This window comes from Carnobacterium sp. TMP28, assembly GCF_047553015.1.
Lineage (GTDB): Bacteria > Bacillota > Bacilli > Lactobacillales > Carnobacteriaceae > Carnobacterium_A.
In genome coordinates this window covers 635,710-649,550 of the sequence record NZ_CP180212.1, presented here as the reverse complement: position 1 = coordinate 649,550, position 13,841 = coordinate 635,710, and the positions used below count along the sequence as shown (strand labels likewise).

10 protein-coding genes are annotated in these 13,841 nt (G+C 33.2%); 2 read left to right on the top strand and 8 right to left on the bottom strand.

What is annotated here, in order from left to right; all coding sequences use genetic code 11:
* Positions 1-24: 24 nt before the first annotated feature.
* Positions 25-948 (top strand): peptidylprolyl isomerase, encoded by a 924-nt coding sequence (locus tag ACMHYH_RS03130; RefSeq protein ID WP_414839916.1) that lies wholly within the window; start codon positions 25-27, stop codon positions 946-948.
* A 130-nt stretch (positions 949-1,078) separates the two neighbouring features.
* On the opposite strand, the gene ACMHYH_RS03125 is transcribed toward ACMHYH_RS03130, so the two are convergent.
* From ACMHYH_RS03125 to ACMHYH_RS03105, 5 genes are all read right to left on the bottom strand, one after another.
* A complete protein-coding gene (locus tag ACMHYH_RS03125) occupies positions 1,079-2,050 on the bottom strand; it encodes a 3'-5' exoribonuclease YhaM family protein (protein ID WP_414839915.1) in 972 nt (323 codons plus the stop codon).
* Between the two features lie 32 nt (positions 2,051-2,082).
* The gene (locus ACMHYH_RS03120) at positions 2,083-4,929 is read right to left on the bottom strand and encodes an AAA family ATPase (RefSeq protein ID WP_414839914.1); all 2,847 of its coding nucleotides are present in this window, start codon (positions 4,927-4,929) and stop codon (positions 2,083-2,085) included.
* A complete protein-coding gene (locus ACMHYH_RS03115) occupies positions 4,919-6,160 on the bottom strand; it encodes a metallophosphoesterase family protein (RefSeq protein WP_414839913.1) in 1,242 nt (413 codons plus the stop codon). Before ACMHYH_RS03115 ends, ACMHYH_RS03120 begins: the two co-directional genes overlap by 11 nt.
* A gap of 112 nt (positions 6,161-6,272) precedes the next feature.
* Complete coding sequence (locus ACMHYH_RS03110) at positions 6,273-6,614, bottom strand: YlbF family regulator (protein WP_414839912.1); 342 nt, start codon at positions 6,612-6,614, stop codon at positions 6,273-6,275.
* Between the two features lie 97 nt (positions 6,615-6,711).
* On the bottom strand, positions 6,712-8,832 hold the full coding sequence (locus ACMHYH_RS03105; protein ID WP_414839911.1) for a PBP1A family penicillin-binding protein: 2,121 nt from the start codon (positions 8,830-8,832) through the stop codon (positions 6,712-6,714).
* A gap of 522 nt (positions 8,833-9,354) precedes the next feature.
* Between ACMHYH_RS03105 and ACMHYH_RS03100 the strand changes: the two genes are divergently transcribed.
* On the top strand, positions 9,355-10,680 hold the full coding sequence (locus tag ACMHYH_RS03100; protein ID WP_414840332.1) for a hemolysin family protein: 1,326 nt from the start codon (positions 9,355-9,357) through the stop codon (positions 10,678-10,680).
* A gap of 156 nt (positions 10,681-10,836) precedes the next feature.
* Here the strand turns inward: ACMHYH_RS03100 and ACMHYH_RS03095 are convergent, their stop codons facing one another.
* The 3 genes from ACMHYH_RS03095 to ACMHYH_RS03085 form a co-directional block, all read right to left on the bottom strand.
* Positions 10,837-11,796, bottom strand: a complete 960-nt coding sequence (locus ACMHYH_RS03095; protein ID WP_414839910.1) for a DHH family phosphoesterase — start codon at positions 11,794-11,796, stop codon at positions 10,837-10,839.
* A gap of 15 nt (positions 11,797-11,811) precedes the next feature.
* Positions 11,812-13,143 carry a DRTGG domain-containing protein gene (locus ACMHYH_RS03090; RefSeq protein WP_414839909.1) on the bottom strand — a complete coding sequence of 444 codons (1,332 nt, stop codon included), beginning with the start codon at positions 13,141-13,143 and terminating at the stop codon, positions 11,812-11,814.
* Between the two features lie 161 nt (positions 13,144-13,304).
* Entirely contained in the window at positions 13,305-13,790 is a 486-nt protein-coding gene (locus ACMHYH_RS03085; RefSeq protein ID WP_414839908.1) for a metal-dependent hydrolase, read from the bottom strand.
* Positions 13,791-13,841: the final 51 nt, after the last annotated feature.

Genomic DNA, 13,841 nt, shown 5'->3' with positions numbered 1-13,841 from the left:
AAGAAATGGATGTGTCTATTTATAATGAATAAAATTATTTTAACCACTGCAACTATTTTAGCTAGTTTAACTATTGCAGGTTGTACAAACAATACCGTAGCTTCTTCTACTGCTGGTAAAATTTCACAAGATGAACTTTATGAAGCAATGAAATCAACTGTTGGAGATACTACTCTACAACAATTATTGATTAAAGATGTCTTAACAGAAAAATATGGCGAAACAATTACGGACAAGAAAGTAAATGCCGAATATAAGAAACAAGAAGAATCTTATGGTGGAGCTGATGTATTTAAAAATGTTCTAGCTTCTTCAGGATTTACAGATGTTTCATACAAAGACACGATTCGTTTAAATTTACTAATTGAAGAAGCTGTAAAGAAAAACTCTAAGTTTACTGATGAAGAAGTAACAGCTGCTTATGATGCTTATACACCTCCAGTGACCGTTGCTCACATTCTTGTGGCCGATGAAGCAAAAGCAAAAGAATTAATTACTGAATTAAACGATGGTGCTGATTTTGCTACTCTCGCAAAAGAAAATTCTACAGATACAAATACTGCTGAAAAAGGTGGAGAGTTAACTTTCTCAACAGGAGAAGTAGCTCCAGAGTTTGAAGAAGCAGCTAATAAATTGGAAGAAGGAAAAATTACGCCTACACCTGTAAAATCTGAATTTGGATACCACATTATTAAATTAACTGAAAAATCAGAAAAAGGGTCGTTAAAAGAAGAACGTAAGACTATCGAAAAACAATTATTACAAGAAAAATTAGCTGACAGTGCAACTGTTCAATCTATCCTTTCTAAAATTATACAAGACGCTAATATTAATATAAACGATGAGGACCTTTCTACTGCAATGGATACCTACCTAAAGAAACCTGAAACGTCTACTAAAAGTTCAGAAAAAGTAGAGTCTTCAACTGATTCTGAAACTGCTAAATAACCCTCAATTAGCAAAAATAACTGAGTTAATAATAAAAAAGGCACTATTTTCTTTTTCAATCAGAAAATAGTGTCTTTTTTATTAAGTACATTTACATAAACTACAGCTACATAAACTACAGTATTAAGGCCTAATCTTCTATATTTTTCTCATTGTCTTGACTTAGTGGTTTATAAAAAACACGATTATCTAATCCGAAAATTCGTTCAGTGAATTCGCCTGGTTCTGTTCTATTTAGACTACTATTCAGCATCGTCACTGTCGCATCTAAATTATCTATCATAAATAAAATTTCTGATTCTCTTAATTTAGGCCTTACAGGCGATCCATAATCTAATTTACCATGATGAGATAAAACCATATGTTTCAACAACAGGACGTCTTCACTCTTATCATCTATTTTTAAAGAAAGACAAGCTTTAGTAATCAACTCATCAACAATGACAATATGACCTAATAAATTCCCTTCTAATGTGTATTCTGTTGAAATAGGTCCTGAAAGTTCGATAACTTTCCCAAGATCATGTAAAATAATCCCTGAGTACAACAAAGGCTTATTAATTTCCTCGTATTGATTAGCGATTGTCTTTCCTATCCTTAACATTGAAATCGTGTGGAAGGCTAAGCCCCCAACAAAAGCATGATGGAATCTTTTTGCTGCTGGATATTGGAAGAAATCTTTTTGGTAATGATTTAGTAAATAGCGAACAATTCTATTCATGTTTGCATTAGTGATTTCAAAAAGAGTTTCATTTAACTCTTCCATCATATCTTCTTTTTTTAAAGGTGCCCGCTCAATAAATAATTCTGGACTCGTTGGCTCTCCCGTTTTTACTGTTCTTATTTTAAATAATTTTATTTGAGGATTGCCCTGATATAATTCCCTTTTCCCAGAAATATTTACTACTTTACCTGGAATTAATGAAGCTATCTCATCTTCTGATGCATCCCAAAATTTCCCATCCATTTGCCCACTTGTATCTTGAAACGTGAACGCAATAAACTTCTTACCATTTTTTGCTACGCGTATATCTGCAGATTTAATTAATAAGTATAATTCAAAGCTTTCGTCTACACTGTAGTCATATAATTTTTTCTCCATCATACTCCCCCGCTCTATAGTAACTAGTTTTATTATAACATCTCTATCTGGTCTTTTCTAAATTTTGTCAAATATTGTTGGTCAAATGTGAAATAAAAAATTTGAGTCGTTTCACTAATTTGTTTAATTAACTCTATCATTTGCATTCTTCGCGAATGATCGAAATTTACAAATCCATCATCAATCATTATAGGCAACTTTACACTATCTGTTGCATTTTTAACAAAAGCAAATCTCAATGCTACATATAATTGTTCCGCTGTAGATTGAGAAAGCTCTAAAACATCAAAAACAGAGCCATCTCTTCTTTGAACTTCAATTTTTTCCTCTTTTATTAAAACTTGTTTGTACTGACCTTTAGTCAATAATTCAAAATATTTTGTAGTATCTTGAAGCGTTTCAGGAAAACGATTTTTACGAGCATGAGTCATTGCACGCTCAATTAATTCAGCAGCAACTTTATGTGTACTCCACATATCAACTAGTTCTTGTAACTCACTTTTGAGGTTAGCATATTCTTGTAATAAGACAGAATACTCTCCACCTTTTTCTAATTCTTTTAAAGCTAATTCATTTTTTATTCTTTTGTTCATTAGTGTTTCTTCACTAACCTTATGCAATTCAATTGATTTTTTCACTTTATACATTTGCTCTACCAAGTCTTCTTTATCACGGAATTGTTCTAGCAAGTTAATATCCTCTGAAACTTGTTGTTCCAGTAGTTTTAGGCGTGCTTTTTTTCTTTTCCACTCATCAAATAAAATAAACTTTTTACGAAAATCTTCTTCATTTTTTACTTCAACAGATTGAAAAAGTGTCATTCTTTGTTGCTCAAAATTTCTTTGCTCGTAGACTATTTTTTTCATTTCTTTTTGCCTTGATTCTTCTTCTTTTTGTATGGTCAGAAACTTTTGTTCATCAGATAAAGACTCTTGATAAAATTTAGTTATTCCTTCAATAACCGAAGGATAATGTTCCCAATCTAGTGTGAGAATTGGTTCTAAAAATTGCGTCTGTTTTTTCCATTGCAGTAATTGTTTGGATAATTGATCTAATAGTTCTTCTTTTTCTTCAACAGCTCGGACTCTTTCACGTAATGAGCCAAAAGGATCTTCTTTATGAACGAGACTTTCTATTGTCGTATTTTCTGGGTAACCACTCTCTGTTATAATATGGCTTAACTCATTTATTAACTCTTTTTTTTCGTTTGTATTTTTTTCTATCGTTTCTAGACTTTCTTTAGATTCTATAATTACCTGATCAATTTCAGCTAACTGAGTTCTCCATTGCTTACGTAACTCAATTTGCTTGATATAGTCTGCATAAGTTTCTGTTGCTTTATCTTCATGTGCGGTTTTTACAGGTTTCTTTTTAAAGTAAAAAAGACCAGCTAATCCCATCGTTATAATACCGGATAAAACTAGAAAGAACCCAAACTGGCTAGTACTTATAAAGCCGAAAATAGTTAATGAAGCTCCTAAAACGCCGATTAAACTCGCTTTGGATTGATTCACTTTTATGTCAAAAGATTTTTCTTTAGTCAATCGAGATTGATCTGAGTCATGTCTTGGGTTCCCAGATTGCTCGTATTTTCTTTTTACTTCTTGAAATAAATGGTTAGTCCATATATCAGGTTCTATCTTATCAATTTGTGCTGATAAAGAGTTCTCTTGGTAAGCTAAAAAAGTCTTTTTTTCAATTGCTTCTTGTAATGCATGTTCTACAACTAAAATAGACTGATAAAGTTTTTGATAATCCTTTTTTTGTTCTGCTGTTTGAGCTGTAGGAATTTGTTGCCCAATCGTTAAATGCAATTGAAGTTTATTGCGCAAAATTTGTTCCATTTCTTTTTTCACTTCTCGCTCAAGAAAATCCTTTTCTTGTAAAATAGCTTTCATGCTATCAATTGTTGAAAGGATTCTTTGAATCTCCTCTTTTTGTTCAATGAATAACGCCTGCGATTTTGTTAAATGACTTTTTTCCATCGCTTGTTTAGAACGCTCTTTTTCTTGCATTATTTTTGTTTTATACTGATCGATTGATTGATTTAAATGATTTAATTGAAATAAACTATCTTGTGGCATATTTTTGATGGGACTCTTTCTGATATCCTCTTGGATAGCAACAATTTCTGAAAAATAACTCCAATTAGCAGCTAGACGACTTAATTGCTCTAAATGAGCTTCATTCTTAGTTCGAGTTTCTCTTATCTCTTTTGCTTCTCGTTCGTAATTTTCTTTTTCAAAATATATTTGTGTGTATTGATCATTTTTACCTTTAGCTATTCGAAGTTGTTGTCTCTTATTTTGTACTTCGCTAATCTTTTTATTTATATCAGGAACTCGTCCAGTTTGCTTATATAATTTTCCTGCTTCTAATTGAAATTTATCGGCTAATTTTAAAAGTTGCTCGTTACCTAAGCTGCCCACACTTAAAAAATAACGATTTAATTTAGCTTTATTCATTCGTTGAATTTTTTGTAGTCCAAAAAGATCAAATGAAAACAAAGCTTGGTAAGTGGTTTTATCCATACCATAGACTAATTTTTCTAGTAAATTATCTGAACCTGTTTGTCCATTTGGCAGTACTACTGTCACTTTCCCGTTCGACTTCCCTCTTACTCGCTCGATACTGACTTCTCCATATCTATCGTCTTCAATGACTAATTTCCCACCGTATTTGCTGCTTATTTTAGGCTCATAACGCAAATCTGAACTTTGCTTTGTTGGGAAACCAAAAAGAATACTATGAATAAAAGCCATCAACGTTGTTTTACCCGCTTCATTCTCTCCGTAAAATAGTTGGATTTGTTCCAAATTCACAATTTTTTTATCAACCCATTTACCAAATCCATAAATTTCTATTGATTTAATTTTCACTTTCGTCACTTCCTTCAACCGTCAACAAAGATTTAACCTGATTTTTTGCACGCTCAATAATATTCTTTCTATACAAGGAATCTCTTGAATCAAGTAAATCTGATAGCTCAGTATAATCAAAAAAAGAGTTGGTTACCTCATTAAAATAACTTTCTTCTTCCAGTTCTATTAGTGCTTTTTGCCATTCTTCTGGAAATAACTGACTATACTGTTCGTTTTCTCTTTTTTCAGCTACTAATTCAATCCGATAAATCCAAATAAAATTATCTTCTTGATCAATCTGTTGCAGTGCTTCTAGTAGCTCCCCTTGACTAATTTTTTTTCTAACACCATCTAACAAAGCTTCTGAATCTTTTAAATTAATTGAAACGAATAAATTATAGTCTCTATTTTGCTTATCTAACAGTGCTTGTTGAATAGAGGTATACACATCCTCTAAATTTACTAACCCCTTAATTGATATTTCTATTGTCTCCCAATAAATGGTTGCTGTTGGGAAAAACTCATTTTGCTCGTTTGTGTCTGTTAACGTAACGAGCTCGCACCCTTTCGGTCCAGTTTCTTTGCTATTTCTTCCTTGAGTATTGCCTGGATAAATAATTAATGGATGAGTAGCTAACTGTTGTCGTTTATGAATATGGCCTAAAGCCCAGTAATCGTATTGCTTGTTCTTTAACTCTCTCAGAGTGAAAGGAGCATATTTACCATGTTCTGATTCTAACCCCTCTGAAAAACCATGAAGCATTCCAATTTGATAATCAGCTTCACCGTATTTTTTAGGGTAATCTACAATTTTTCTTTCTGTTATCCAACGTTTCGTGTAACTAAATCCTGTTACAGCAATTTTTTCATTTTGTTTGGTTGTTAACCAGTGTGTTTCAGGGATTTCTCCAAAAATAATAACATTTTCTGGCATCGCTAAGTGTAATCCCTGATTTCCTATGTAATCGTGGTTACCATGTGAAAGATAAACCGTAATTTTTTTTTCATTTAATCGCTCCATTTCATTTCTGAAAAAAGCTTGCGCTTTGACACTGCGATCATCGCTGTCATAAATATCACCAACAAGGCAGACAAAATCAACTTTTTTTTCGATAGCTATATCTACTAATTGTGACAACGCTTCAAATGTCGAACGATAAATAGCTTGCCAAACAAATTCAGGCATTGATTTTAGTCCTATAAAAGGACTGTCTAGGTGCAAATCAGCACCATGAATAAATTGAACCACTCTAATCTCTCCTTTCTCACTTACTAATTATTTTTACGGGCACATACGTTCCAATAGTTGAACAAAAAAAGAGTTCACTACTTAAACTGACTTAGTGAACTCTTTTTTAAAATTAACCTTGATAAATGTCTTGTACTGGTTTCATAATAATGCGATTTAAGTCATCAATTAATGTGCTCAACTTTTGTTCAGCTTCCATCAATTCTTTAATCAAATTATTTTCACCTGACTTTAATGCCATTTCTTGTGCTTCTTGAACTTCTTCTTCAGAAATTTCTTCACCAGACATTTGTTTTTGTTGAAGTCTCATTTGTATTTCTTGAAACTGCTGAAATACTTCATTTGCTTCAGGATTTTCTTTTACAGTTGAGAACGCTGATTTCAAATCTGAATAAGCTTCTGTTTCTCTTAATTCTTGCTCAAGTTGGTTAGCTGTATCGTAGATATTGTTCATAATCTAAATCACTCTCCCAGTATTTTTTTCTTGACCGTTATACTATACCATTACTCAGTATCTTTTTCCAATATTCTCCTTTATTATTAACAATTTATCAGCGGTTTTTAAAGCGTTCAATCAAAGAATTTGTTTTATCTCTTAGTTGGTCTAAGCCTTCTTTAAATTGTTCGCCCCATTGAGTAACACTTTGTTGAAAATCCTCTCCCCATTGGGCAGTACTATTTTCTTCTTGTAGATCGATAATGACTTCTGCACTTTTTGTACCGAAAGCTGTTTGAGGTGTTTTTGGTAATATATTTTGCATTTGTACTTTAAATAAAGGGCCCACTCCTGTTGAACTTCCAGTCCCCATATAGTGATTTTCATCCGTCTGATCAAACCCAATCCATGTCGCTACAACTATATCTGGAGTATAGCCTACTGTCCACTGATCTGTTGTCCCACCAGAATGATTAAATGATACTTCTGTACTTCCTGTTTTCCCTGCTATTTCATAGCCCTCGGGAGCATTACTGCTGGCTGTTCCACTCGTAAACACGCCCATAAGCATACTAGTCATTTTTTCTGCTATTTCTGGTGAAGTTACTTTTTTAGTTTTATGTTCTGTATTATCGATAATGATGGCTCCTGTTGCATCTACGATTTTAGTGATAAAAAACCCTTCACTTCTCAACCCTGCATTCGAAAACGCAGTATAAGCACTAGCCATCTGAAATGGTGACACGCCACCTGTTGTACCGCCAAGTGCTAAACCAAGATACTTGTCTTTTTCTTGAACAGGTATTCCAAATTTTTCAACTTTCTTTATTCCTTTTTCCAATCCAATTTGGTCTAAGAGCCAAACTGCTGGGGCATTTAAACTTTGAGCTAAAGCCTGGTACATAGGTACTTCCCCAGAATAATTAAAATCATAATTTTCTGGTGTATACTTATCTGATCCGTAAGCTATTTTTTCATCTTTTAAAATAGAATCAATAGCATAGCCTGATTCTAAAGCTGGTGTATAAACAGCTAGTGGTTTCATAATCGATCCTGGTTGACGCTTAATTTGAGTTGCTCGATTGAATCCCCTAAAAGTATGTTCGCCTCTTCCGCCTACGATAGCATATACACCACCTGTTTTTGGATCCATCGCAACGGAACCACTTTGTACTAACGTTCCATCTGAAGCGTCTGAAAACAGCCAATCATTTTCGTACGTCTGATCCATTCTCGATTGGTAATTTTGATCTAATGAGGTATATATTTTATACCCCTTATTTAATAATTCTTCTTCTTTTAGACCATATTTAGTAATCGCTTCTTCTATGACAGCATCAAAATAATAAGGATACTGGTAACCTCTGGTTTGTTGATAATCATCCATTAATTGTAGCGATTCATTTTTGGCTGCTTCGCCTATTTCTTTTGAAACACCTTCATTTTTTACTAATAAATCTAATACAATATTGCGTCTTGAGATAGATTTCTCTATATTATCTCGTGGATTATAAGTAGTTGGTGCCTTTAACATTCCCGCTATTGTTGCCGCTTCTGTCAAAGAAACATCACTAGCATTTTTACCAAAGTATTTATGTGAAGCGTCTTCTACCCCCCATACACCATTACCAAAATAAGCATTGTTTAAGTACATTTCTAATATTTCACTTTTTGTATAATACTTTTCGATTTCAATCGCTAAAAATAGTTCTTTTAATTTCCTTATCAACGTTTGATCTAAAGTCAAATAAGCGTTTTTAGCTAGTTGTTGGCTAATCGTACTTCCTCCTCCACTTATTTTCCCACCATTTAGTACAAACCCTACTGCTGAACGAGCAATTCCAATAATATCGAAACCAGTGTGATCATAAAAACGTTTGTCTTCAGTTGAAATCACTGTTGCTTGAATCGAAGGTGAAATAGTGTCTAAAGCAATGAAAGAGCCTTTATGAGAATAAAGTGTTCCAGCTTCATCATCATCACTATCATAGACTGTCGTTGTTTGCTCCAGACCCGCTTTCAACCTTGAAACATTGGAGTTTTTTGCTAAATACAATAAATACCCGCTACTGAATAAAGAAACTAATAAAAAAGCAAGAATCATCATTTTAGTTGCATGAGTTTTTTTCCAAACTCGTTTGAATCTTATTTTAAATCTAGTTAAATAAGGTTTTACTTTTTGCCATAATACTGTTAAATAAAATACTATTTTCTTGAAAAAAATTTTACTATTCATTTTTAAACATCCCTTATTTTACTATTTATTATTTTTACTCATCCATTTTAAAAAAGCTCTATAGGCTTAAAGTATATCAATTATTACCATAGTTGAAATCCATCTTAAGTAGGAGATAACCCATTTTAACTCACTTTTACCTTTTTTTATGTTAAACAGACTATAAATATGTTTTTTACTTTAACATTTTACCATATTAAGGTAAAGTAAACGTGTAAGACTTTTTAGACAATTAGCCTATATCTAATAAACAATCAAAACCACTTATCTAGATGAAGTTATTAAATTAAAGTGAGGCGAAAAAATCTGGAAGAAAAAAATAGTTAACCATTTAAAAAAATCACATTTAGACTATAACTTATTCATCATTCTTATTTAATTCATACTTTTTTCATCCTAAGAGACTTCCTCTAGTCCTTACCCTGTACTGTATAAATTTGGTTTAATATGAATGACAACTTAACAAGGAGGTGAAGCTTGCGTTAGTGTAACGTAAGCATCCATTTGTCAACAACTACTGGTATGATTTTATTCTTTCTTATTTTATTAATTGCCGCTTTATTCGTAATGTCAGAATTTATATTAGTCCGTATCCGTCCTTCAAGATTAGATTTTCTTATTGAAGACGGGAATCAGAAAGCTCAGCTACTCAAAAATATGACTCAAAAGCTAGATACCTACTTATCTGCTACTCAGTTAGGAGTCACCGTAACTTCTTTAGCTATTGGTTGGTTAGGTAGCCCGACTTTTGGTCGTTTGTTTGATAGTCTATTTTCAAACTTCCAATTACCAGCTTCTATTTCAAAAGTAGCATCGATTGTTCTTTCCTTTACTGTTTTGACTTTTCTTCAAGTCATTATTGGCGAACTTGTTCCAAAAAATATAGCCATAAACAATACTGAAAAAATTGGTTTAATCATTGCTAGACCTTTACAATTTTGGTTTAAACTGATGTATCCTATCGTTTTTGTTTTAAATAGATTAGCAAATAAAATTTCTCAAGCTATTGGAGTCCCTAGCAAAAATGAATTTGGTGAAGGGGTTTCTGAAGAAGAACTTCGAATTATTATGGGTGAGAGTCTAAAAAGTGGCGAAATAAATAGAGACGAATATCAATTTGTTGAAAATGTTTTTGCTTTTGATGACCGCATGAGTCGTGAAATAATGGTTCCTAGAACCGAAATGATTACTGTCTCTAGTGAGATGTCTTTAAAAGAGATTGGTAAATTGGTTAGTGTGAAACGATATACCCGCTACCCAGTTATCCAAGATGGCGATAAAGATATCGTTATCGGAATATTAAATACAAAAGAAATCTTTGCTGCTTATGTTAATGCTGTTGAAGACAATACACCTGATACTTTTGATTTTTCTCTTTATATCCGACCAATCATTCGTGTAATCGAAACAGTCCCTATTAAAGAACTATTGGTGAAGATGCAAAAAGAACGCAATCAAATCGCTATTTTAGTCGATGAATACGGTGGAACAAGTGGGATGCTTTCCATGGAAGATATCGTAGAAGAAATAGTAGGAGACATCAGCGATGATTACGAAAGTGTTGAAGAACCTGAGATCAAAAAAGTCGGTGATAATCATTATCGTGTTAGCGCAAGAATGCTCGTTGATGAAATCAATGAACTTTTTGGTTTGTCTATTGAAGAAGAAAACGTCGACACATTAGGTGGATGGATGTTGAATCAAAAGTACGACATTAACGAGGGAGAATCTCTTGTAGAAGGTGGTTATACATTTACTGTCATTAAATCTGGCAATAGTACGATTGAAACAATTGATATTGTTAAAAATTCAACTAATACTACGAATACAAATATGAAACAATCTTAATCAACTACTGTGTACTTAACGTAAATCAATTCCTATTTTTAGTTCTACAAGTGCTAAAAACCGCGAAACCTCTTTATGGGTTCCACGGTTTTTATTTTTTTTAAAAATTAGTTTGTGTGATTTCTTTGATTTACAGCTCAAAAGATGGATACTTTTTTATTTATTTAACCATTCTTCAGCGAGTTCTGTTAGTTCCTTTACAATTTGATCAATATCTTTTGTATCCTTTGCATTCGCCCCACTTGCTAAAGGATGACCTCCACCATAATGTCGCTTTGCAACTTCGTTGATGATTGGCCCTTTTGATCTCAAACGACACCTATAATGTCCTTCTGGTTGTTCAACAAAAATACCCCAGGTTAGAACACCCTCAATTGTTCCAGGAATAGATACAATTGAAGCTGTTTCTGTGTCTGTTAATTCAAATTGCTTTAAGATATCTTGAGTTAATATTACTTTTGCCACACCAACTTTAGAAATTGTTAGATTTTGAAGAATATAACCCGTTAGTTTAGCAACTTTAGGCGAAATACTGTTCATCTGATTGTTAATTTCACTAGGAACAAATCCGTATTCCATAAGTTTAGCTACTATATTCATTGTATGAGACGTTGTTGAAGGGTATAAAAAACGCCCTGTATCTCCAACAATACCTGCATACAATAATCGTGCTGCCTCTTTAGATAAGATTAAGTCTTCTTGATTTTCTAAATAAAAATCAGCTATTATTTCGCTACAGCTGCTAGCATGTATATTAACTAGTTGTATATCGCCATATTTGTCATCGTTAGGATGATGATCTATTTTAATCAGCTTTGAACCTAGTTGGTACCTCTCATCGCTAATTCTTGGTGTGTTAGCAGTATCTGTTACAATAACCAATGCTTGTTTGTAGTCTTCATCTTTGACTTCATCCATCGTTGTTAAAAAGTCCAAATCTCCGACAGGTCCTCCAGCTTTACTAATTTTCTTTTCTGGAAAACTACTTTTTAATAGTTCAACAAGACCACCTTGCGAACCTAGAGCATCAGGGTCTGGATTCATGTGTCGATGAACAATAATCGTATCGTATTTTTTTATTGTTTCTATTATTTCTTTATATGGAAATACTGTCATAAAAAAAACTCCTTTCTAATTTCTTTGCATCATCTGACAAATAACTATCGCTTTAGCAACCAGTACATTCTCAACATACACTTCAATATCAAATTTTGACGAGCGTCTTCCAATTTCAAAAACCTTAGGCCTAATTTCTAATGTACTCTCTAATTGTATCATTTTAAAATAGTGCAAATCCATTTGTTCAATCAAAGCATCTCTCTTTTGATAGAGCAAGAGAGATCGTTTTGCACAGCTAGTAATAATTTCGCTGAGCACTCCAAAGGAAATTGTTCCAACAGAATCTGTCATCTGTGGTGTCACATTAAATTTATATGAAGGAATTGACTGTTCAGCACTCGCATAGTTTTCACTGTTTAATTCTATTTGTTCTTGAATCTGATCAGAAATAGTATCGCCAACTTGTGGTTGTCTTTGTGCTGACTGCATGGCTTTCATAACATCTTGTCTTGAGACAATTCCCATTAACGTTAAATTATCTTCAACAACAGGCATAACTTCTAGCTCATCCCAAATCATTAGATGTCCGACACTGGCTACACTCACATGTGTTTTTACTACCGTAGGATCTTTAGTCATTACTCGCTCGATGCTCTGTTGATCCCCTTTTCCAATCATATCTTTTGCGGCAACAATACCAACTAGTCGCATGTTCTTTCCCACTACAGGAAATCTAGTATGACCACTTTCCTCATTTAGTCGACGATAATCTAGTACTGTATCTTCTACATTTAAGTACATTGTTTGCTCAATTTTTGTATAGATATCTTCTACTAAAATAATTTCTTTTTTTATTAGTTGGTCTGTCATCGCTCGGTTAATCATCGTCGCGACCGTAAACGAATCGTAACTTGTTCCCATCAAAGGTAGGGCCAATTCATTAGCTAGTTCAATAATTTCATCGCTCGTTTCAAAACCTCCAGTAACTAAAACAGCTGCTCCACTTTCTAAAGCTAGTTTTTGAACACTTTCTCGATTTCCAACAATCATTAAAGAACCTGGTGTAATATAGCGTACAATGGCATCTTCTTTCATCGCACCAATAATAAATTTAGTTAAAACATTATTAAGTCCTTTTTCTCCGCCAAAAATATCGCCTTCAATTATCTTAATAATTTCTCCATAACACAGTGTCTCAATGCTTTCTTTCATTTTTCGCTCAATACGAATCGTTCCAACGCGTTGTATTGTCGAGACCAAACCACTATTTTCTGCTTCTTTAATAGCTCTATAGGCTGTTCCTTCACTAACTTTCAAATATTTGGCAATTAATCGCACAGATATTTTTTCTCCAACAGGCAACGTTTCTATATAAGCTAATATTCGTTCATGTTTAGTCGTCATACATTACCCTCCAAAATAGTTGCTTATTAAATTTCTAACCATTTTCCTACTTTCAACTATTTACCTTTTTTTTCAGGCAAACTAGCACAAAAAGCGATAGGATTTTGTTCAATTAAAGGAAACGTATTGTAATGGATAGGAAAAACTTTTTTAGCTTTCAACTAGTCATCAGCAAGAGCAGCATCTTCAGGAACCATAGTGAAATTATCACCAATTGGTAAAAGTGCTACATCTAAGGGACGGTATTGACCAATCAGCTGTATATCGGAAAAAAGAGCCGTGTCCCCATTATGATAAATGGTTTTACCTTCTGAATGAAAAATAATTCCAGCAGCTAATCCAAGCGTAGTAAGTTTCCCCTCTATTTCATAAGATGAACCGTGAATAGCTTGAGTCATTTTAATTTCTCCAAAATCGAATACGTGCTTCCCGCCCATTTGCATACCATGGGTTCTTAACTGTTTTGTTTCAAAAAATTCTGCTATTTCAACAGTTGTGACAATTAAAGCATGTGTTCTTTTAGCAATCTGTTGTGTATCTCTAATATGATGTGCATGTGTAACGATAACGACATCTGTTGTAATTGTAGTAGAATCAAATAGTCGTTGTCGGGTTTCCTGTAATAAACGAATCGAACAGAATGACACACCCTATGTTGGCAATAACTTGTAAAAAAGAATGACCATACCATGATATCT